Annotated in this window: 17 protein-coding genes; 15 read left to right on the forward strand and 2 right to left on the reverse strand. The window is 49.1% G+C overall.

All coding sequences use genetic code 11. From position 1 onward, the window contains the following. The first annotated feature begins 13 nt into the window (after positions 1 to 13). From chrA to AYJ59_RS04900, 5 genes are all read left to right on the forward strand, one after another. Positions 14 to 1258: a chromate efflux transporter gene (gene chrA, locus AYJ59_RS04880; RefSeq protein ID WP_127119406.1), complete on the forward strand. Its 1245-nt coding sequence runs from the start codon at positions 14 to 16 to the stop codon at positions 1256 to 1258. Between the two features lie 100 nt (positions 1259 to 1358). Beyond that, positions 1359 to 4142, forward strand: coding sequence for a PD-(D/E)XK nuclease family protein (locus AYJ59_RS04885; RefSeq protein ID WP_127119407.1), 2784 nt, complete (start codon positions 1359 to 1361; stop codon positions 4140 to 4142). Continuing rightward, entirely contained in the window at positions 4139 to 7717 is a 3579-nt protein-coding gene (locus AYJ59_RS04890) for a UvrD-helicase domain-containing protein (protein WP_127119408.1), read from the forward strand. Before AYJ59_RS04885 ends, AYJ59_RS04890 begins: the two co-directional genes overlap by 4 nt. 7 nt (positions 7718 to 7724) lie before the next feature. Next, entirely contained in the window at positions 7725 to 8216 is a 492-nt protein-coding gene (locus tag AYJ59_RS04895; RefSeq protein ID WP_127119409.1) for a class I SAM-dependent methyltransferase, read from the forward strand. A 240-nt stretch (positions 8217 to 8456) separates the two neighbouring features. Further along, positions 8457 to 8684, forward strand: a complete 228-nt coding sequence (locus tag AYJ59_RS04900; RefSeq protein WP_192893977.1) for a hypothetical protein — start codon at positions 8457 to 8459, stop codon at positions 8682 to 8684. Positions 8685 to 8711: 27 nt separating this feature from the next. Here the strand turns inward: AYJ59_RS04900 and AYJ59_RS04905 are convergent, their stop codons facing one another. Together AYJ59_RS04905 and AYJ59_RS04910 are read right to left on the reverse strand one after the other, a co-directional pair. Next, positions 8712 to 9071 (reverse strand): YraN family protein, encoded by a 360-nt coding sequence (locus tag AYJ59_RS04905; protein WP_127119410.1) that lies wholly within the window; start codon positions 9069 to 9071, stop codon positions 8712 to 8714. Beyond that, entirely contained in the window at positions 9071 to 10630 is a 1560-nt protein-coding gene (locus AYJ59_RS04910; RefSeq protein WP_127119411.1) for a penicillin-binding protein activator, read from the reverse strand. Before AYJ59_RS04910 ends, AYJ59_RS04905 begins: the two co-directional genes overlap by 1 nt. A gap of 183 nt (positions 10631 to 10813) precedes the next feature. Here AYJ59_RS04910 and rsmI point away from each other — a divergent pair, with 183 nt between their 5' ends. The 10 genes from rsmI (at position 10814) to rfbH (ending at position 21375) form a co-directional block, all read left to right on the forward strand. Continuing rightward, a complete protein-coding gene (gene rsmI / locus AYJ59_RS04915; protein ID WP_237260375.1) occupies positions 10814 to 11680 on the forward strand; it encodes a 16S rRNA (cytidine(1402)-2'-O)-methyltransferase in 867 nt (288 codons plus the stop codon). A 234-nt stretch (positions 11681 to 11914) separates the two neighbouring features. Beyond that, positions 11915 to 13768: a glutamine--fructose-6-phosphate transaminase (isomerizing) gene (glmS, locus tag AYJ59_RS04920; RefSeq protein ID WP_127119413.1), complete on the forward strand. Its 1854-nt coding sequence runs from the start codon at positions 11915 to 11917 to the stop codon at positions 13766 to 13768. Between the two features lie 17 nt (positions 13769 to 13785). Further along, positions 13786 to 14658, forward strand: coding sequence for a glucose-1-phosphate thymidylyltransferase RfbA (rfbA, locus tag AYJ59_RS04925; protein ID WP_127119414.1), 873 nt, complete (start codon positions 13786 to 13788; stop codon positions 14656 to 14658). Between the two features lie 11 nt (positions 14659 to 14669). After that, positions 14670 to 15245, forward strand: a complete 576-nt coding sequence (gene rfbC, locus AYJ59_RS04930) for a dTDP-4-dehydrorhamnose 3,5-epimerase (RefSeq protein WP_127119415.1) — start codon at positions 14670 to 14672, stop codon at positions 15243 to 15245. Further along, the gene (gene rfbD, locus AYJ59_RS04935; protein WP_127119416.1) at positions 15238 to 16113 is read left to right on the forward strand and encodes a dTDP-4-dehydrorhamnose reductase; all 876 of its coding nucleotides are present in this window, start codon (positions 15238 to 15240) and stop codon (positions 16111 to 16113) included. The genes rfbC and rfbD overlap by 8 nt, the downstream gene beginning before the upstream one ends. A 1-nt stretch (position 16114) precedes the next feature. Further along, entirely contained in the window at positions 16115 to 17218 is a 1104-nt protein-coding gene (gene rfbB, locus AYJ59_RS04940) for a dTDP-glucose 4,6-dehydratase (protein WP_443080231.1), read from the forward strand. Next, entirely contained in the window at positions 17211 to 18197 is a 987-nt protein-coding gene (locus AYJ59_RS04945) for a 2Fe-2S iron-sulfur cluster-binding protein (RefSeq protein WP_127119417.1), read from the forward strand. The genes rfbB and AYJ59_RS04945 overlap by 8 nt, the downstream gene beginning before the upstream one ends. Before the next feature lie 27 nt (positions 18198 to 18224). Next, positions 18225 to 18998: a glucose-1-phosphate cytidylyltransferase gene (gene rfbF, locus AYJ59_RS04950; protein WP_127119418.1), complete on the forward strand. Its 774-nt coding sequence runs from the start codon at positions 18225 to 18227 to the stop codon at positions 18996 to 18998. Positions 18999 to 19001: 3 nt separating this feature from the next. Then, positions 19002 to 20072, forward strand: coding sequence for a CDP-glucose 4,6-dehydratase (gene rfbG / locus AYJ59_RS04955; RefSeq protein WP_127119419.1), 1071 nt, complete (start codon positions 19002 to 19004; stop codon positions 20070 to 20072). Further along, positions 20059 to 21375 carry a lipopolysaccharide biosynthesis protein RfbH gene (rfbH, locus tag AYJ59_RS04960; protein WP_127119420.1) on the forward strand — a complete coding sequence of 439 codons (1317 nt, stop codon included), beginning with the start codon at positions 20059 to 20061 and terminating at the stop codon, positions 21373 to 21375. The genes rfbG and rfbH overlap by 14 nt, the downstream gene beginning before the upstream one ends. Positions 21376 to 21377: the final 2 nt, after the last annotated feature.

Genomic DNA, 21377 nt, shown 5'->3' on the forward strand with positions numbered 1-21377 from the left:
GGATTTGTCCGGCATGTCATTGCCTGTCTTTTTGGCCCGTTGGGCCGTTACAGTTTCCATCTTTACACAGTTTCTAAAGCTCGGCTTGACCAGTTTTGGTGGCCCGGCGGCTCATATCGGTTTTTTTCATCAAGCGTTTGTGGTTCGACAGCGTTGGTTTGATGACGGCACTTTTGCGCGTTGGATTGCCTTGTGTCATCTTTTGCCCGGGCCTTCCAGTTCGCAATTGGGGTTTTTAATCGGTTATCAACGCGGTGGTTGGCCCGGTGCCGTCGCCGCGTTTGTCGGTTTTACCTTGCCTTCGGCCATGATGATGTTGGGTTTGGCGTACGGCTGGTTCTGGCTGGACGACACCTGGCAGCCGGTTTGGCATGCTTTGGTGCTGGTGGCCGCCGCCATTGTCATTCAGGTCACTTGGCAGATGAGTCGACAATTCTGCCAGGCCTGGTCACTTCGGCTCCTGGCGTTGCTGACAGCGCTTGGACTGATTCTTTGGCCGTCGGTGTGGGCACCGGTGGTGTTATTGTTAGGATTGGGCATTATCGGCACGCTTTTCAAACACCGTTTCGGTTCTCTAGCGGCGGTGTCGCCTTCTCATAACTCAATGGGTTCGGGCGAACGGACACCCGCGTTTGAAGCGCGCAGTCCGTCCATCAAGACCGGCTGGGGCCTGATCGTTTTAGCGATTGGCTTATTGGGAATTTTGCCATTATTGGCATGGACGGACGAGTGTATCTGGTCAATCGGAGATGGCTTTTATCGTGCCGGTGCGCTGGTGTTCGGCGGCGGACATGTGGTCTTGCCCATGTTGGAATTGGAGTGGGTGCAAACCGGACGCGTGACCGAATCGCAATTTTTGGCCGGTTACAGTTTGGCGCAAGCCTTGCCGGGCCCCCTGTTTACCTTTGCGACCTATTTGGGCGGTGTCATGGCCGGTTGGCTCGGCGCGGTCGTGGCGACGCTGGCGATTTTCCTGCCCGGTTTATTATTGATTATCGGCATTTTGCCGTTTTACCAAGCGTTCACCTCCTCGGAACGGGTGCAAGCCGCTTTGGTGGGGGTGCAAGCCGGGGTGGTCGGTTTTCTGCTGTTTGCGTTGATTGTGCCGATTCTACCGCATGCGTTAGTGGACTGGGCCAGCGGTGTGTTGGTGGCGCTGAATCTGGTATTGCTGTTCAAATGGCAATGGCCGGCCGTCTGGTTGATGCCGCTCAATATCGCGCTTTATTGGAGTTGGGTGTCGTTTGTTTCGGGCTAAAATCGACAGGAACCTGTCGCCAAAAGGCAGCCGCCCATCGTAATTTTTGGTATCCTTTGGGTTTGATTCCAATTGACTGAAAAGCGATATTGATCTCTTCATGATGCCAACCATTCACATTACCGCCAACAGCCGTTTGACCGGCTTTTTGAAGCAAGCCTTGCTGGCCGACCAGTGGGCGACGCAATCCGTGGCGAAAACCCCGGCGGTGATGACCTGGAACCAATGGTGGCAGGAATGGGAGCAAGAGGCTTTGTTGAGCGGTCGCTTGGCGTTGGACGCTTGGCCGTCCAAACGCTTGTCGGCGTTTGAAGCCCAATTGATTTGGGAGTCCCTGCTGGACGACAAGATTCAAGCCGAGCCGCAATTGGCGTTGCTGAACGAGACCGCCACCGCCAAACAACTCTACCAGGCCTGGTGCTTTTGGTCGGAATACTTCGATGACCAGGATGAACAAACAATTTTCCAAACCGATGAAGTGCGTTTGTTTTTGGCTCTGAAAGACGATTACCAAAAGCGGCTGAAAGAACAGAACTGGCAAGACGATGTCTTGACCATGCAATGGCGATTGCGTTGGTTGCCGGAACGTCCGGTCACATCCACGCGATTCATGTTGCATGGCTTTGACGAAATCACGCCGTTTATGCAGCAATGGATGAACTTACTGCGAGAAGCTGGCAATGAGGTCATGGTCGCGGAAGCAGATGAGGCTCCGGCCCGGCAGCAGAGGCGTTACGCCGCCATGAACCCCCAGGACGAAATGCAACAAGCGGCGCTTTGGTGCGCGGAAACCCTGCAACGCCTCGGTGAAACCAAAGCGGCCAAAGATATTCGCATCGGCGTGGTGGCACCGAACCTCAACGACATTCAACAAGGGTTCAGTGCGTTATTGGATGAGGTGTTGTTTCAACGCTTCGGCCAAGCATTGCCGTTAAAAACCGGGCGCCGTGTGTTGTATAACGTCTCGCTCGGCGAATCCTTGGCGAACACACCGATTGTGCAAAATGCCTTGCAAACGCTGAACCTGGCGCTTTTGCCGGATAAACGCTTAAACTACGCCGACTGGTCGGCCTGGCTGGTGTCGCCCTTTACCCTGGGGGCCTTACCTCAGCGACAGAAAGCCGATGCCCAATTGCGGCGACTGCAATGGGCCAGTTTCAAATGGCCGAATTTGGTGACCTGGCTGGAACAGCAGGAAAACCACTGGCCGACCCTTTTGCCCAAGCCGTTGATGACGGTGCTGCAAAAAATATCTGCCAAGTCTTCTGACCGAAAATACACCGGGCGCCTGTCATTGCACGCTTTTCTGGAGCGGGTCGAACGGGTGTTGCAGCAATTCCAATGGGGCGGTTCACGCCCGGAGCGCGCCTTAACCAGTATTGAAACCCAGCAGAAAGAAGCCTTTTTGGAATGTCTCGGCCGCTTTTCGCAACTGCATTTGGGCGACGAAGCGCAAAACGCCCAGGCCTGGCTGAATTTGCTGAAACGCTTTGTCGCCGAAACCGTGCATCAACCCCAGACCAAAGATGTTGTCCCCATTCAGGTGGTGGGGATGCTCGAAGCCGGCGGACAAACCTTTGATGCCTTGTGGGTTTTGGGCTTGACCGACGAAGCCTGGCCGCGACCGCCCAGCCCGAATCCTTTCCTGCCGATGCCGTTGCAACGCGAACGGGCCGTGCCGCGCGCCGATGCCCAGCGCGAGTTGCAGTATGCCCAGAAAATCACCCGCCGTTTGGCGGCGTCGGCCGAGCAGGTCGTCTGGTCTTATGCCACGCAATTGGAAGATCGCGTCGCTTTGCCATCGCCGTTGTTGAATTTGCCGGCGTTGGCGATGGCGGAACCCTATCCGGCGCGCGACTATCGCAGTCTTGCCGAGCAACAATATCAGCAAGCCGCTCCGATTGAATGGGAAGAAGACGCGCAAGCGCCGCCGATTCCATTGGGCGAACGAGCGCCGGGCGGTTCCGGGATTTTGACGGCGCAGAACAAATGTCCGCTGATGGCGTTTATCGATTTCCGGCTGGGTGCGCGTCAGCAATTGGAAGACGTGGCCGAGGGCATGCGCGCCAACCATCTCGGGACCTTGGTGCATGAAGTACTGGAAGCTTTCTGGCGTGATGTGCAAACCCAAAACACCTTGCTGGCCTTGGACGACGACAGCCTTGTCGCCAAGTTGCACACGTTGTTGGATGAGGCGATGCAGCCGCTGATGCAGCAGTTCGACGACCATTATCTGGTCTTGGAAAAGGAACGCATTACCGAGCTTCTGATGAATTGGCTGGCCTTGGAAAAACAGCGGCCTGGGTTTAAGGTGGTGGCGTTTGAAGAAGTCCATACGCCGACGATTGCCGGCATTGAATTCAAAATCAAAATCGACCGGGTGGATGCGGTGTTGGCCGAGGAAGGCGAAAACAGCGGCGAAGCCGTGTCGGTCATTCTCGATTACAAAACCGGCAAAGCCTCCGTGAAAGACCTATTGAAAGAGCCGATTGAAGCGCCACAGCTGGCGGTGTATCTGCACGCTTACCGGGATGCGGTGGCCGGTTTGGGCTACGGCATCCTCCACAGTGACGACGGGGTTCGGTTCAATACTTTGGTGGCCGACGACGGCGTCATGTTGAAAGACCGCTCGCAGTTGGTCTTTGCCAAAGAATCGGGAAAAGAGGGCGGCGATTATGAAGGTGTCACCTGGACCGATTTCCTGAACGGCTTACGGGATGAAGTCGAAGCCTTGGCCGAATCGATTCAGCGGGGCCGTGCGGAAATGACCTTCCGCGATGAAAAGGATTTGGCGTATGCCGCCGGCGCTTTGGCGTTGCGATTGCCGGAAGTGAAAAGTCAGTTGGCGCAAGCCGGTTGGCAAGGCTCGGAGGAGGACGCATGAATACATCGTCGAGCGCATCGCTGAACACTCCGTTACACACCCCAATCAACCCTTTGGCACAGGTGCAATTGGACACGGTCCTGCCGGATGGCGAAGCCCGTTATCAAGCGATTCACCCGCAAGGTTCCTTTATTGTGCAGGCACCGGCCGGTTCCGGGAAAACCGCTTTGCTGACCCAGCGCTTTTTGGCGTTGCTCTCACAGGTGGAGACGCCGGAACAGATTGTCGCCATGACCTTTACCAAAAAAGCCGCCGCCGAAATGCGCGAGCGGATTTTCGAGGCTCTGGCCGACGGCCAGAAACCCCTGCCGGAAAATGCCTCGCTTTACGATCACAATACCTGGCAATTGGCGCAAGCCGCTTTGCAGAATGCCGCACAGCGCGGTTGGCAATTGTTGGATAATCCGAATCGCTTGCGAATTCGCACCATCGACTCCATGAACGGTTATCTGGTGCAGAAAATGCCGCTTTTGTCGCGACTCGGCACTCAACCGCAGATGGCGTCGTCGCCGGAAACACTGTATTTGCATGCCGCGCGACAGGCGTTGAAAGACACTCAGACCAGCGAAGCGGTGGCGAGCTTGTTGCGGTTGGTGAACGGCTCTTTTCGCACCGCGGAAAATCTGTTGGTGGGCATGTTGGCCAAACGCGATCAATGGATGGGCGCCCTGTTGCAATACGGTTCCGAGGATGAAGCCGCGGAGCGGGCCGAATTGGAAAGCGCCCTGGCCTTGTTGGTGGCGCAGGAGCAACAACAAGCGGTGCAGCGACTGTCGCCAGGCCTGGGCAAATTGCAGGCATTATGCGATTACGCCGAATTTGCCGCGGGCAATGACCAGCCGCAATTGCAACGTTTGTCGGGGGTCGTTTTGTCGCCGGAAACGGATTTATCGGTTTGGCGCACACTGGGCGATTGGATTCTCACAAAAAGCGACCCGGCTTGCCGAAAAACGGTTAATAAAGCGCAGGGCTTTCCGGCCGGAAAAGGCGAAAATAAAGCCAATAAGGACGGCTTTTTGGAAGCCTTGTCGGATTTTGCTCTGGCCGATTTGCGCGGCGATATGGCGCAAGCGTTGCATGAGTTGCGGCAACTGCCGGACGGGCACTATAACGATGATCAATGGCAAAGCCTGCGGCATTTGATTGCGTTGCTGCGTCGTGCAGTGGCGCACTTGAAGCTGGCGTTCCAGCAACAGGGCGAAGCGGATTTCATTGAAGTAGCGCAGGCGGCGTCGCAAGCGCTCGGTACCGAATTGGAACCGACCGATTTGGCCGAACGGCTGGATTATACCTTGAAGCATTTGCTCATCGACGAATTCCAAGACACCAGTGTGGCGCAGTATGAATTGGTTAAAAAACTGGTGGCCGGTTGGACTGCCGAAGACGATCACAGCCTGTTTATCGTAGGTGACCCGATGCAGTCGATTTACCGTTTCCGTGAGGCGGAAGTGGGCAATTTCCTCCAGGCCTGGCAAGGGCGTTTGGGGCAGGTGGCGTTGACGCCGTTGAGTCTGACGGTGAACTTCCGTTCCACTCAGGGCGTGGTGGATTGGGTCAATCAAACCTTTGCCGAGGTATTTCCGAAACACAGCGTCATCGAGCAGGGTGCCGTGTGTTATTCCCCGGCGACTGCCTTTTCCGACAACGCCGAACCGGCGGTGCGTGCGGAATGGGCCTTGGAGCGTTCGGCCGGAGAGGAAGCCGACGCGGCGGTCGACATCATCCAAACCACCTTGCCGGACTTGAAGCCGGGTGCGGCCATTGGCGTGCTGGGGCGGAGTCGTTCGCATCTGATGCCGATTGCGGTGCGTTTAAAACAAGCGGGCATTCGTTTCCGGGCGCTGGAATTGGAAGGCCTGAAAGAGCGTCAGGAAATTCAGGATTGCGAAGCGTTGTCACGTGCATTGCTGCATTTGGGCGACCGTCCGGCTTGGATTGCATTGCTGCGTTCGCCGCTGGTCGGTTTGTCACTGGCCGATTTGTATGCGCTGTTGGGCGAAAACGACGATTATTATCAGACCCCGGTTTGGCAAAGCCTGCAAGCGGCAGTCAGTGATCAAAACAACCTAGCTTGGTCGAAATTATCGGAACCCGGTCAAACCCGTTTGGCGCAGGCCTGGCCGGTTTTGGATAAAGCCTTGAAGTCGATGGGATCCTTCCGATTGGAGCAGGTGGTGCGTCAGGCTTGGTTGGAATTGGACGGTGCGCAGACGGTGGAATCGGAACTGGCGTTGCAGAATATTGAGGCATTTTGGATGATGCTCAATGCCTTGCAAGCGCAAAATGACACTCAGGCGTTGACCGCCGCCGGATTGGCGGACACGTTGGAAAAACTGTTTGCCCTGCCGGATGCCTCCCCGGAAAGCGGCCGGGTGGAATTGATGACCATGCATAAATCCAAAGGGCTGGAGTTCGATACCGTGATTCTGCCAGGCCTGGGGCGTAAGCCGCGTTCGGATGACAACACTTTGTTGTCCTGGTTGTCGTTTAAAGGCACCGACGGTGATGACAACCGCTTGGTGATTGCGCCCTTTGAACAAAAAGGCAAGGCCGCGCAAGCCAGCAACTCACCCGGCCTGGTGAATTTGATTAAACGCACCGACAGCGTGAAACAGGATTACGAATTGGGGCGTTTGTTCTATGTCGCGGCCACGCGGGCCAAGCGCCGTTTGCATTTGCTGGGGTCGGTGACGGTGTCGGCCAAACAATTGGATGGTGACCAGCCGTTGGCACCGCCAGCCAAAAGCTTATTGAACTGTTTGTGGCCGCAGGTGCAGGCCGAATTTGAGACGTTGTTGACGAACTCTGCACCCTCGGAGGAAGTTGTTGAAGAGTGTGCGATTATTCCGAAGGTCAGCCGATTGCCGTTGATGCGAACGGGGTTTGCCTCATCCGCGGTGGCGATGCCGGATTGGTTGAAGCGCGGTGCGACGGAACCGTTGCTGCAGGACGATGAAGCGGGCGAGCATGAACAGGCTTCAGTCTTGGCGACTGCTGACTCTAACGCCGTCGCGGAACGCATGAACTGGCAAACCGCTTTGTTGGCGAAAAGCGTCGGGAATTTTGTGCATAAAATGCTGGAAATTTGGGTGGCCCAGGGCGTCCCGACAGAGTTGGAATTGATAAGTTATGACGCCTTGTATCGGCATCAGCTATCGCAAGATGGGCTGAATGGCGAGTTGCTGGAAACGGCGATGGTACGGGTCATGCGCTCATTGCAAAACGCCGTCCGTAATGAGTCGCTGATTTGGGCTTTGAATCCGTCGCATGCCGAATCGGCGGTGGAGTTGGCGTTGAGTTCGATCAGCGAGGCCGGGCAGGCCAATCATATTGTCGACCGCACCTTTGTCGATGACCAAGGCGTTCGCTGGATTGTGGATTATAAAACCAGCTGGTTAGATGCCGCGGCAAATGAAGCGGATCGAAACATATTTATTGAAGAACAGGTGGCCGTTTACCGACCGCAATTGGCACGGTACGGCGATTTGTTTAAGGCCATGGAAGAGCGGCCGCAGAAGTGGATTTTGTATTTCACCGCGCTGGATGCCTGGGTGGAAGTCAAACCGGAAGAGTGAAAAAGAGATGAGTGTGTCCATTGAAAAAACGCAACAACAAATTTTAAAACATCATGGTGGTAATGGTTCTCAAGCCCGGCAGGCCATTGCCAACAGTTATGACCGACGTCATGATGGCGACTTCTGGCAATTTTGGGGCGAGACGGTGGCCGCGAACCATCAATCTGGCGATGGCATTGTCGATATGGGCGCCGGCATCGGGCAGTTCGTGCGGGATTGTGCGTTGCGTTATCCCGATTCGGCGGTCATTGGATTGGAAGCGGCGCCTTATATGCTGGAGCATACCGTCGAGCTGCCGAACAATGCCCGCATTGTCCAAGACGATTTGAATCTTCCGCAGGCGGACATTGCGCCGGGTTCCGTGTCGATGGTGATGGCGAATATGGTGGTGCATGAATTGACCCAGCCGATCAAGATGTTCAAAGCGGCTTACGATTGGTTGAAACCGGGCGGTCGTTTGTGTGTGGTGGATGTGGTGCGGCAGCCGCCAGTGCAGTGATCAAAACGGTATGGCACTTTAGCGAGTCAGGAAAATGTTTTCTGCTAGGCACGCGCCGCAGTGAATGGCATGCCCTTTATAAGGGGCGTAACAACGCAGAGAGCGTTTTCCTGGCTCGCCCGAAGGGAAGCGCCCAAATCCCACAATTCTGCGTTACGGTTTTTGCCAAGGACTAGCCATTACCTGCAAACCTTGCCTTGACTTGTGAAATTTGGGCCGCTTCTAAAGCAGCATACCGTTTTGTTCACTGCACTCGAAGACTATTTGGAGCACCGTTATACCGAAACCCAAGTTTGGGGTGATGACACCACGGTGGCGGACTTGGAAGATGCGTTCGAGCATTTTCAGGAGCACAATCGTTATCACCCGGATGACATAGTGTATATGTTGGAACTCGGTGGTTTCAAGCTGGTGGACCGTTTGAGCTATCGCAATGACCGTTTTGTGCGTTTGGTGGTGGAGAAGTAATCTAACGTGCTCTACAAAAAGCCGGCGCTAAAAAGCGTTTTGCAGCCATTCCGGCGCGTCTGACGTGTTGTCGTGAAAGGCGAGGACGTCAAAGCGCATGGCGTGGTTTTGGTAATCGCTGTGTTGAAGCAGGAAGGCTTCGGCGCAGCGCCGGATGCGCTGTTGTTTTCGGGTGTCGACAAACTCGGTGGCGTGGCCATAATTGCCGTTCTGGCGCGCTTTGACCTCAATGAAAATCAAGGTGTTGTCGGTATCCAGTCCAATGAGGTCGATTTCACCGCCTTTGCAGCGATGGTTTTCGGCGAGGATTTGAATGCCGTGTTGGTTCAGCCAATGTTTGGCGCTTTGTTCCGCTTGACGTCCTTTGTTTTGGCTGAACCAGCCCATCAGTTCTGTGCCGTTTCCAATGTGTCGGAGCCGGTTTCTTCCAGCGGTGTTTCCGGAGTATTGGACGGTCGGATATCGGGCGCTTTTTCAGCCAGGCCGGCCGAACTGTATTTTCCCCAGACATAGTCGTGGTCGATTTCGTTTTCCTGAATGGAGAGTCTTCCCGTCATGCCGTTGTTTAAACAGACGCCGGGCGCGAGGTTGTCTTGATTCATGACAATGGTCAGGCTGTCCCAACCGAAGGCTTCAAACGGTGTGTTGAGCGGCGTCGGTTTAAGCGCGGCGGGCATGGTTGGGAAAATCAAATCACTGAGGTCGCGATTGGCCGGGGTTTTATCCAGCTGAGCCGGGGTGATTTTCGAGGTGCCATAAATTGGCAGGTCCAATTCGAAAAATTTGAACTGAGGTTTGAAAACGCCCAGGCGGCGCGTGTTGCCGACCAATACGATGGCATCCAAGTCTTGGCGGGTACGCGGCGTGAATTCGATTTTTTCCCGGAACAGCCAGTAGAGGTTGTTTTTGCGAGCCTGACTGTTGGTTTCGTTGATGACGCTGCCGAGGGCTTTACGCAGATTCGGGTTTTTGGTCGGGTAACTTTTGAGCACCGCGACATTGCCGTCGGTTTGCTTCCAGTGCCCGGCAATTTGCGATGCCAGGGCAGCGTCGGAATTGGCCGTGCTGGTGAGGATGCCGATGCGTTTCATATTGTTATATTGCAGTTTCTGGTTGATTTGATACGCTTCGGATTCCGATTTGAAATTGAATTGTCTGACGTGGCTTTGGTCGACGTGATTCAAGGCGATCAGGTTGTTTGGTTTCAGAGCGGCTAAGATTTCCACGGCTTCCTTGGTGAGCGGGCCGATGACCCATTCGGCACCTTGGTGAACGGCGTTTAAATAGATTTGTTGGAGATTGTTTAAATCCGAACTGTCGTAAAAACGAATGATGGTGTCGCGCTGGTGCGCGAAGTGGTTTTTCAGGATGCCGTCACGAATCTGTTCGCTGATATTGGCGTACTGCCCGCTGAACGGCAGAAGCACGGCAACATGTTTAACGGGAACCGGGTGTTCCAGACGCGTTTGCAATTGGGCCAGCAAATGCTCGTTGTAAAGCGCGCCGGTATTGAATTCGGCCAGGTCGCGCAAGGATTGTTTTTGCCAAATCGGGCGTTGTTGCGTGGCTTCGACCAGCGCCAGCCAATCGAGTATTTCAATGTTTTGGTCGGTTTCCGCCTGAGCTTGTAACTGGGCCAGGGTTTTCGGCGGCAGTTGTTTCAAGGTGGACCAGATTTGGTATTCAATCGCGAGTTGATCCGATGGGCCGACTTTTTGCCATAGCGACTGGCTCAATTGAATATAATCCGGCCAGGCCTGGCGCTTTTTGGCATCGCGAATCGCGTCTTCCAGTTCAAGCAGGATGGCTTGCTTTTCGGCGGCGCTGCTTTTCGGGTCGGTCATGACCTTTTCGACGGTTTCGATTTTTTTGGACGGCGTGCTACAGCTCGACAGCCATAAAACTGGGAAGAAAAGGACGGAGATGAAAGCGATTTGTTTAAGCATTTTGGTTAGAATGGCCCAAGTTAAATGTCTGTATGAAATGGTCGCGATGAAATATTGCAACCATTATAACGGATTACGTTGAGATTGATAATGTCATGACCGTCACGAAAGGATTGAATGATGAAGTCTTATGTGTTCGGCAGACGTCACGGCGAAACAGGTAAATAATGAATGACTGAAAAAATGACAGAATCCCAGGATGCGATGTCGGGGTGCCTTTACATTGTTGCGACGCCGATCGGGAATTTGAAGGATATTACGTTGCGCGCGTTGGAGGTGTTGGAAGCCGTCGATTGGGTGGCGGCGGAGGATACGCGCCATTCCAAAAAGCTGTTGCAGCATTATGGCGTGAATAAGCCTTTGATCAGTTTGCATGACCATAACGAACTGGAACGGCGGGACGAATTGCTGGCGCGCTTGGAAAAAGGCGAAACAGGCGCGTTGATTTCCGATGCCGGGACACCGTTGATCAGTGACCCGGGGTATCATTTGGTGAGCTTATTGCGTGACGCGCAGGTGCGAGTGGAGCCAGTACCGGGAGCGTCCGCGATGATTGCGGCCTTGAGTGCGGCGGGGATGCCGACTAACCGATTTACGTTTGAAGGGTTTTTGCCGGCGAAAAAACAGAAGCGTTTACACGCGTTAGAAGCGTTGTTGGCCGAACCGAGGACCATGGTGTTTTATGAATCGCCGCACCGGTTGTTGGAAAGCCTGGCGGCTTTCAAGGAGGTGTTTGGTTCGGATCGGGAAATGGTCGTCGCCAAAGAGCTGACGAAACAGTTCGAAACATTTGTTTCCGGTGGTGTCGAAACGGTTTTATCCTTTTTTGAACAACATCCCGATAAAGTTCGTGGTGAATTTGTGTTGATTTTGTCGGGCTGTGCCGTGGTGGAGGTTGATGCCACGGCGCTGAGTGCGGAAGCGGAAAATTTGATTCAAATATTGCTGGGACAATCGTTGCCGGTGAAACAGATTTCGGAAATCGTGTCGGATGCTTACGGTTTGAAAAAGAAAGTGGTGTATCAGTCGGTTTTAGAGTTAAAAAACTAGTATTTTTCTTTATGTTTTCTTCAAAAGAGGGTGAATAAGAATTTTTCGTATTTTTGTTTACTATTTACAGCTGTGTAACATATTACCTTTTAGGATAAAAAATGTTTATTGAAGCTGTTAAAAACCGCATAAATCGCCCATAAAAGTGCTCGGATAAGGTATTATGTTCCACTAAATAAAAACGTGAATGTAACACCCTGTTAGAGCAAATAAAAAAGAAAAAGTAGCGAATTTATGTGCGGAATTGTGGGCGGTATAGCCGAACGGAATCTGGTTCCGATTTTATTGGAAGGTCTAAAAAGGCTGGAGTATCGTGGTTATGATTCTTCCGGTGTCGCAGTTTTGGATTCTGAAAACACTATTCAACGCGTTCGTGCACTGGGTAAAATTAAAAGCCTAGAAGCGAAAATCGCAGAAGCCGAACATCCTCTTTCCGGTCAAATTGGTATCGCGCATACTCGTTGGGCCACGCATGGTGTTCCTGCCGAAAATAACGCGCATCCTCACATCTGTAATAATCAAGTCGCTGTTGTTCATAACGGCATTATCGAAAATTATCAATCGCTTAAGAAGCATCAGCTGACTGAAGGGTATCGCTTTACCTCCGATACCGATACGGAAGTCGTCGCGCACTGTGTGCACGAGCAATTGAAATCATCGCAAACATTGCTTGAAGCCGTGCAAAAAGCCATTACCCACTTTGAAGGCGCTTATGCCTTAGGGGTAGTGTCGGTTGAATATCCGAATACTTTAATCGCAGCTCGCAAAGGAAGTCCTTTAGTGATTGGCGTTGGTATCGGAGAACATTTTATTGCCTCGGATGTGTCTGCTTTATTACCGGTGACGCAGAGCTTTATCTTTCTGGAAGAAGGGGATGTCGCTGAAATTACCCGTGAAAGTGTCAATGTTTATGATGTGAATGGTCATCAGGTCGCTCGAGAAATCAAGCAGTCTTCTTTGACTATGCATTCCGTGGATTTGGGAGAGCATCGTCACTACATGCACAAAGAAATTTTTGAGCAGCCCCAAGCGGTAATCGACACATTAGAAGGGCGGATTACGCAAAACCATATGCTGGTTTCGGCTTTTGGGCACGATGCGGAAGCCATTTTTCAAACGGTTCGGCAGGTGCAAATTATTGCCTGTGGTACAAGCTATCATGCCGGTTTGGTCGCGAAATATTGGTTTGAAGACATTATCGGTTTGCCGTGTCAGGTGGAAGTCGCCAGTGAATATCGTTACCGCAATCCGGTGCTACTCGATCATACGCTTTTTGTGACCATTAGTCAGTCCGGTGAAACCGCTGATACCCTTGCTGCCCTTCAACAAATCAAAGCCCTGAAAGGGGATAAGACGATTGCCACCTTGTCGATCTGTAATGTGCCAGAATCCAGCCTGACGCGTGAATCTGATTTAACCTTCTTAACCCATGCCGGGCCGGAAATTGGTGTTGCCTCTACTAAGGCTTTTACAACTCAATTAGTCGCCTTGTCTTTGCTGGTGACGGCGCTTGGTAAAGCGTTGCATTTGATGTCTGAAACCCAGGAACGCAAAATCATTCACGGGTTGCAGAAACTGCCAGGCCTGCTGCAAAAAGCATTGACTCATGAAAACGATATTAAGGCCATTGCGCAAGGTTTTGCGGATAAAGAAAGTGCTTTGTTCCTAGGGCGAGGGACTATGTATCCCATCGCCATGGAGGGAGCTCTAAAATTAAAAGAAATCAGTTACATTCATGCAGAGGCTTATCCGGCCGGAGAGTTAAAGCATGGCCCCTTAGCGTTGATTGACGAACACATTCCGGTGATTGCGATTGCGCCTCACGATGACTTGTTGGAAAAGTTGAAATCCAACCTTCAGGAAGTCAAAGCGCGTGGCGGACAAATGATTGTGTTCGAAGATGAGCAAGCAGATGTCGATTCTCAAGGGAATATGAAAGTGGTGAAGGCTACGACGAATGTTGGGCGCATTACCGCGCCAATCACGTTTAATGTGCCATTGCAGTTGTTGAGCTATCACGTGGCGTTGATTAAAGGCACGGATGTGGATCAGCCTAGAAATTTGGCAAAGTCAGTAACAGTAGAATAAAAGTCGTTTAAGGAAATATGAAAGGTATTATTTTAGCAGGTGGTTCGGGTACAAGGCTGTACCCTATTACAAAAGGTGTTTCAAAACAGTTAGTTCCGATTTATGACAAACCGATGGTGTATTATCCTCTGTCCGTTTTGATGCTGGCCGGTATTCAAGAGGTATTGATTATTACAACGCCGGAAGACCAAGAAAATTTTCAAAAGTTACTAGGCGATGGAACGGAGTTGGGGATGCGTTTTGAGTACGTTGTACAGCCGACACCGGACGGATTAGCCCAAGCGTTTATTTTGGGTGAGGATTTTATTGGTGGTGATGATGCCTGTTTGGTGTTGGGCGATAATATCTATTATGGTCACGACCTGACAACAACACTTGGCAATGCAGTACAAAACGCTAAGCAAGATTCTAAAGCAACGGTTTTTGGTTATCACGTCCATGACCCAGAGCGTTACGGTGTGGCGGAGTTTGACGATTCTGGTAACGTCATTTCTTTGGAAGAAAAACCGGAAGTACCAAAATCTAATTATGCCGTCACGGGGCTTTATTTTTACCCAAATGACGTGGTTCAAAAGGCAAAACAAGTGAAACCTTCTCATCGTGGTGAGTTAGAAATTACCACGGTGAATCAAATGTACTTGGAAGAACGCCGTTTAAAGTTAGAAACCATGGGAAGGGGGTATGCTTGGTTGGATACAGGAACGCATGAAAGTTTGTTGGAGGCTTCGCAATTTATCGAAACCATCGAAAAACGCCAGGGGCTAAAAGTGGCCTGTATTGAAGAAATTGCTTATGAAATGGGCTATATTTCAAAACAGCAGTTAATTGATCTGGCCCAGCCGTTAAAGAAAAACCAATATGGGCAGTACCTCCTAAAAAGAGCGGAATAAGGGCGGGTTTAATGCAATTTATTAAGCAACCGATTCCCGAAGTCGTTTTAATTAAACCTCAAGTTCACGGCGATCACCGAGGCTATTTTTCAGAAACATTTCGTCAAGACAAGTTTGAGGAAGCCGTTGGTTATCGAGTTCATTTTTGCCAAGATAACGAATCCAAATCAACAAAAGGCGTTTTGAGAGGGCTGCACTTTCAGTTGCCGCCTTATGCACAAAGCAAGCTAGTGCGTGTGATCGAGGGTGAAGTGCTCGATGTCGCGGTTGATATTAGGAAGGGGAGCCCGACTTTTGGGCAAGTAGTGACGGCTGTTTTGAGTGATGAAAACAAGCACCAATTGTTTATTCCACGAGGGTTTGCACATGGCTTTGTTGTGCTGAGTGAAACGGCGATTTTTGCCTATAAGGTGGATAACTACTATTCTCCTGAATGCGATCGGGGCCTAGCCTACAATGATCCAGCGTTGAATATTGACTGGATGTTACTTGCCGAAGAACTGAAGCTGTCTGATAAGGATCAAAAACAGCCAGGCCTGGTGGATTTAGCAAGTTGTTTTGAATATGGAATCAATTACTATGATTAAGGTGCTGGTAACCGGTTCAAATGGGCAGCTAGGGCAAAGTCTGCAGGTTCTACAAAACCAATTTTCGGATTTATCATTTGTCTTTCTCGATCGGAGTCAGTTGGACTTGTCGCAACTGAACTCAATTCAAACTGTTTTGTCGGGCTATGAGTTTGATGTTTTATTGAACTGTGCGGCCTATACCGCCGTCGATCAAGCCGAGTCTGAAAAAGATCTCGCCAATAGGATTAATCATCAAGCGCTCAAAGAACTGGCTATGGCGACAAAGCGACAAGGCGCAAAAATCATTCATGTTTCCACCGATTATGTTTTCAATGGTCGAGCTTATAGACCTTATCAAGAAACAGACAAAACGGATCCTCAAAATATTTACGGTTTTACGAAGCTGAAGGGTGAACAGGTTTTATTGAAACAAATGCCTGAAAATGCAATTGTGGTCCGTACAAGTTGGGTGTATTCGGAATTCGGAAATAACTTTGTCAAGACCATGCTGCGTTTGGGAAAAGAGCGTGAGCACCTCAATGTTATCTTTGATCAGATTGGCAGCCCGACTTATGCAAGGGATCTTGCAAATGCTATTTTACAGATCGCGACACATCCAATTCTCCAAAAGACTAAAGTGGAGTCGCAGATATTTCATTATTCAAATGAAGGCGTTTGTAGTTGGTTTGATTTTGCAAAGGCCATCTTTGAATTCTCAAAATATGCTTGCCAAGTGTGGCCAATTGAAACAAAAGACTATCCGACGCCTGCAGCCCGTCCATATTATAGCTTGATGAATAAAGCCAAAATTAAACAGTCATATGGCTTGGAAATTCCTTATTGGCGGGATGGCTTAAAAACTTGTTTAAAGGAACTTGAAAAATAAGATGGCGTCCAAAACAATGAAAACAATATTAGTCACAGGTGGTGCTGGATTCATTGGAAGTGCAGTTGTACGTCACTTAATTAATGATACTCAGCATGTTGTTGTTAATGTAGATAAGCTCACCTATGCTGGTAATTTAGAATCCCTGAAAACTGTTAGCGATAGTTCGAGATACGCCTTTGAGCAAGTCGATATTTGTGATGCTTTGGCGTTGAAAAAAGTTTTTGAAACGCATCAGCCGGATATTATCATGCATTTAGCTGCGGAGTCCCATGTCGACCGTTCGATTGATGGGCCGGGCGATTTCATTCATACCAATATTGTTGGTACCTATACCTTGTTAGAGCAGGCAAGAGCTTATTGGTCTCAGCTTGACGGTGATAAAAAGGACTGTTTTCGTTTTCACCATATCTCAACCGATGAAGTGTATGGGGATTTACCGCATCCGGATGATCAAGGAGGCGTCGAGAGCAAAGCATTACCTTTGTTTACGGAAACCACAGCTTATGCGCCGAGTTCACCTTATTCAGCTTCGAAAGCCGGTAGCGATCATCTTGTCCGGGCTTGGCAAAGAACCTTTGGTTTGCCGACTGTCGTAACTAACTGTTCTAATAATTACGGCCCGTTCCATTTCCCGGAAAAACTTATTCCGTTGGTTATTTTAAATGCACTGGATGGTAAGGATTTACCTGTTTATGGGAAGGGCAATCAAATTCGCGACTGGTTGTTTGTCGAAGATCATGCCCGAGCTTTGGTTTTGGTTGCAACACAAGGCGACATCGGTGAAACCTATAATATCGGCGGGCATAATGAAAAGCAAAATATTGAAGTGGTGAAAACCATTTGCGCCATTTTGGATGAAGTCAAACCGAAAACAAGCTCTTATGTCGAGCAGATTACTTATGTCACCGACCGTCCTGGGCATGATATGCGTTATGCAATTGATGCTAGTAAGATTCAACGTGAACTCGGGTGGGCACCACTGGAAACATTTGAATCTGGGATTCGTAAAACTGTGCAATGGTACTTAAACAATCAATTGTGGTGCCAACATGTTCAGGATGGAAGTTATCAGCGTGGCAGGTTAGGAGTGCATAATGTCTGAGTTCGTGGTTAAGTCAAATCAAGGCCCGGAGTTTGAGTGTGGCGGCGATGTATCTATCTTGGATGCAGCTGTAAAAAATGGTTACATTTTTGAGTATAGCTGTAAAACAGGACAGTGTGGGGTTTGTAAAACTTTTTTGTTAGAGGGGGAGGTGATTGAGCTGCAGGCACAGGTTGCACTGACAGATTCTCAAAAAGAAAGCAATCAAATCCTTACTTGTTGTTGTGCACCGAAAACCAATGTTTTAATTAATGCGGAGGACTTAAGTGCGCTTCATGGTATTGAGACCAAAACTTTACCAGCCAGAATTAACACAATTAAAAAGCATACCGCCGATATTATCGAAGTCATTTTAAGACTACCGCCGACCGCTAATTTTAAATTTCTCGAAGGACAATATTTAGACGTCCTCCAAAATTCAATCCGTAGAAGCTATTCAATAGCTTCAACTTCAAGTCAAAAAGAAATTACTTTGCTAATCAAACGTTTTGAAAATGGCAAAATGAGCGACTATTGGTTTAATCATGCCAAAGAAAACGATTTGCTCAGAATTGAAGGGCCTAAAGGAACATTTTTCTTGCGTGATTATACAAAACCATTGTTATTCTTAGCGACAGGTACAGGTATTGCACCAATTATGTCGATACTAAATAACTTAGAAGAAAACGAAAACTTCCAGCAATGCCAGCCTATAACAGTTTATTGGGGAAATCGTTACGCTGAAAAGTTTGTATGGCAACCGGAATTTAAAAAAATTAACGTCGATTTTATAAAGGTTTGCTCAAAACCCAGCGAAAATTGGGTGGGAGAGGTCGGATATCTGCAAAATATCGCAATCCAAAAACAACCAGGTCTGGTGGATTGTGCGGTGTATGCTTGCGGTTCAAACGCTATGATCAAATCAGCCAAGCAATTATTTACAGAAGCAGGCTTGCCAGAAAACCAGTTTTATTCAGACGCCTTTGTGCAAAGTTTTTAAAGGTTAAGAAAATAGAAGAGTAATAATATGAAAGCTGTAATACTTGCCGGAGGACTCGGCACCCGACTAAGTGAAGAAACCGGACATCGTCCAAAACCCATGGTTGAAGTTGGGGGGAAACCCATTCTTTGGCACATTATGAAAATGTACTCTTCACATGGCATTCATGACTTTGTAATTTGTTGTGGCTATAAAGGCTATGTCATTAAGGAGTATTTTGCAAATTATTTCTTGCACCAGTCGGATGTGACTTTCTGCATGAAAGAAAACCGCATGGATGTGCATGAAAAACGAGCCGAACCCTGGACGGTAACTTTGGTGGATACCGGTGATGAATCCATGACTGGAGGGCGATTGGGACGTGTTGCTGATTACATTAAAGATGAAGATGCCTTTTGTTTTACTTATGGCGATGGGGTTGGTGATATTGACATTGCGAAAACAATAGAATTTCACAAGCAACACGGCAAGCAAGCCACGCTTACGGCGACTTACCCGCCTGGACGGTTTGGTGCATTAGATATACAAGCGGGTAAAGTAAACAGCTTTAAAGAAAAGCCAAAAGGCGATGGTGCCATGATTAACGGTGGTTTTTTTGTTCTCTCACCGAAAGTTTTAGAGCGAATTGACTCAGACGCATGTGTGTGGGAGCAACAACCGCTAATGGGCTTGGCTGAAGATGGCGAGTTGATGGCTTATGAGCATCATGGTTTCTGGCAGCCAATGGATACCTTGCGTGATAAAAACCATCTTGAAGAACTCTGGCAATCCGGCAAAGCACCTTGGAAAAATTGGGAATAAACCATGATTGACGTAAGTTTTTGGCAAGGTAAGCGCGTTTACCTTACCGGACACACCGGTTTTAAAGGCAGTTGGCTATCGCTATGGTTGGCGGATATGGGAGCCATCGTAAAAGGCTATGCGCTTAACCCGCCCACAAACCCTAGCTTGTATGAAGAAGCCAATGTTTCTGAAAAAATTGAATCACAAATCGGTGATATTCGTGATTTTGAAACCTTAAAAACCAGCATGATGGAGTTTAATCCAGATATTCTGATTCATATGGCAGCACAGCCTTTAGTTCGCTTGTCCTACAAAGAGCCGTTAGAAACTTATGACACCAACGTTATGGGGACTGCAAAAGTTTTAGAAACGGCACGAAGTTGTTCAAACCTCAAATCCATTGTCAGTGTCACAACAGACAAATGTTACGAAAACAGAGAATGGGTGTGGGGTTATCGCGAAGACGAGCCCATGGGCGGTTATGATCCTTATTCCAGTTCAAAAGGCTGTGCAGAACTCGTCACTTCCGCTTATCGTCGTTCCTTTATGCAAGAACAAGGTATTGGTTTGGCTTCTGCCAGGGCGGGTAATGTGATTGGTGGTGGAGACTGGGCGGATGATCGATTGGTTCCAGATATTTTACGTGCGTTTGAAAAAACTCAGCCAGTTGTTATTCGCAATCCCGCTTCAACACGCCCTTGGCAACACGTGCTTGAGCCGCTTTCCGGTTATTTGGTTTTAGCCCAACATCTATACCAAACCCCAACGGATTTTGCAGAAGGATGGAACTTCGGCCCTTATGAAGACGACGCTAAACCCGTGGATTGGATTTTAAATCACATGGTCGCCAACTGGCCGGGGGCAAGTTGGGAACTGGATAAAAACGCTCATCCTCATGAAGCGGGTTATTTAAAGTTGGATGTCTCTAAAGCCAAAGCGAGGCTTAAATGGCACCCCACTTGGCGTTTAGAGCAAACACTTGCCAAAATTATTAAATGGCACCAGGCTTGGCTAAATAAAGCGGATATACAACAAGTGTGTCTGGAAGAAATTAATGAATTTATGAGAGATTTTAATAATGCAAACTACTAAATCGATTAGACAAGAAATTTCCGAGTTGGTTAAAAAGTATGCCGAGTTGCAGTATGACGAAAAACCTTTTGAACCAGGAGTATCGGTTGTACCTCCATCAGGTAAAGTGATTGGTGAAACAGAGCTTCAATATATGGTTGAGGCTTCCTTGGACGGTTGGTTAACCACTGGGCGTTTTAACGAACAGTTTGAAAAAGAACTTGCCGAGTTTATCGGTGTTAAACATTTAATTACCGTTAACTCGGGTTCCTCTGCAAACTTGGTTGCTTTTAGCGCTTTGACGTCTCCTAAGTTAGGGCCGCGTGCAATCAAAAAAGGGGATGAGGTCATTGGCGTGGCAGCAGGTTTTCCGACTACTGTGAATCCTATCGTGCAATTTGGTGCGGTTCCTGTGTTTGTTGACGTTGATTTGAAAACGCATAATATCGATGCCGATTTGGTTGAAGCGGCAATTACGCCAAAAACCAAAGCTATTATGTTGGCACATACTTTAGGAAATCCGTTCAATCTTGCGAAAATTAAAGCCATTTGTGAAAAGCATCATTTATGGCTAATTGAAGATTGTTGTGATGCACTTGGAGCAGAGTTTGACGGAAAAAAAGTCGGCACTTGGGGTGATATTGCCACTTTGAGTTTTTATCCCGCACACCACATGACCATGGGCGAAGGAGGTGCTGTGTTTACCAATGATGCACAATTAGCCATTATTGCAGAATCTTTTCGTGACTGGGGGCGTGATTGCTATTGCAAGCCTGGGTGTGACAATACATGTGGTACACGCTTTAGTATGAAGCTGGGTGATTTACCGGAAGGGTATGACCATAAGTACACTTACTCACATTTAGGCTACAACCTAAAAATCACTGACATGCAAGCCGCGTGTGGTTTAGCGCAGTTGAAACGCCTACCTGAGTTTATTGAAAAACGTAATGCCAATTTCGATTACCTGAAGAGTCGTTTAAATTCAGTGACCGACTTTATTGAACTGACTGAACCAACAGAGAATTCAAAACCGTCTTGGTTTGGTTTTCCAATTACCTTAAAAGAAGCTGCAGGTGTTAACCGTGTGGATTTAACCAAATATCTTGATCAATGCAAAATTGGTACACGTTTACTCTTCGCTGGAAATTTGATTCGACAGCCTTATTTTGAAGGCGTTGAATACCGTGTTGTGGGCGGCCTCACCAATACCGACATCACGATGAATCAAACCTTATGGTTGGGTATTTATCCAGGCCTGGGTAAAGAACATTTGGACTATATTGCTGAAAAAATTGAAGAATTTTTTGGTATGGGATTTTAACT

Source organism: Thiomicrospira sp. S5 (genome assembly GCF_003991075.1).
Classification (GTDB): Bacteria; Pseudomonadota; Gammaproteobacteria; order Thiomicrospirales; family Thiomicrospiraceae; genus Hydrogenovibrio; species Hydrogenovibrio thermophilus.

What these genes read in the sequence shown, in the direction of transcription:
- AYJ59_RS04895 (WP_127119409.1), top strand. Translation starts at nt 7,725, where the DNA reads ATGAGTGTGTCCATTGAAAAAACGCAACAACAAATTTTAAAACATCAT.
- rfbD (WP_127119416.1), top strand. Translation starts at nt 15,238, where the DNA reads ATGATTAAGGTGCTGGTAACCGGTTCAAATGGGCAGCTAGGGCAAAGT.
- rsmI (WP_237260375.1), top strand. Translation starts at nt 10,814, where the DNA reads ATGACAGAATCCCAGGATGCGATGTCGGGGTGCCTTTACATTGTTGCG.
- AYJ59_RS04885 (WP_127119407.1), top strand. Translation starts at nt 1,359, where the DNA reads ATGATGCCAACCATTCACATTACCGCCAACAGCCGTTTGACCGGCTTT.
- rfbF (WP_127119418.1), top strand. Translation starts at nt 18,225, where the DNA reads ATGAAAGCTGTAATACTTGCCGGAGGACTCGGCACCCGACTAAGTGAA.
- AYJ59_RS04890 (WP_127119408.1), top strand. Translation starts at nt 4,139, where the DNA reads ATGAATACATCGTCGAGCGCATCGCTGAACACTCCGTTACACACCCCA.
- rfbA (WP_127119414.1), top strand. Translation starts at nt 13,786, where the DNA reads ATGAAAGGTATTATTTTAGCAGGTGGTTCGGGTACAAGGCTGTACCCT.
- chrA (WP_127119406.1), top strand. Translation starts at nt 14, where the DNA reads ATGTCATTGCCTGTCTTTTTGGCCCGTTGGGCCGTTACAGTTTCCATC.
- glmS (WP_127119413.1), top strand. Translation starts at nt 11,915, where the DNA reads ATGTGCGGAATTGTGGGCGGTATAGCCGAACGGAATCTGGTTCCGATT.
- AYJ59_RS04945 (WP_127119417.1), top strand. Translation starts at nt 17,211, where the DNA reads ATGTCTGAGTTCGTGGTTAAGTCAAATCAAGGCCCGGAGTTTGAGTGT.
- rfbH (WP_127119420.1), top strand. Translation starts at nt 20,059, where the DNA reads ATGCAAACTACTAAATCGATTAGACAAGAAATTTCCGAGTTGGTTAAA.
- rfbC (WP_127119415.1), top strand. Translation starts at nt 14,670, where the DNA reads ATGCAATTTATTAAGCAACCGATTCCCGAAGTCGTTTTAATTAAACCT.
- rfbB (WP_443080231.1), top strand. Translation starts at nt 16,115, where the DNA reads ATGGCGTCCAAAACAATGAAAACAATATTAGTCACAGGTGGTGCTGGA.
- rfbG (WP_127119419.1), top strand. Translation starts at nt 19,002, where the DNA reads ATGATTGACGTAAGTTTTTGGCAAGGTAAGCGCGTTTACCTTACCGGA.
- AYJ59_RS04905 (WP_127119410.1), bottom strand. Translation starts at nt 9,071, where the DNA reads ATGGGCTGGTTCAGCCAAAACAAAGGACGTCAAGCGGAACAAAGCGCC.
- AYJ59_RS04910 (WP_127119411.1), bottom strand. Translation starts at nt 10,630, where the DNA reads ATGCTTAAACAAATCGCTTTCATCTCCGTCCTTTTCTTCCCAGTTTTA.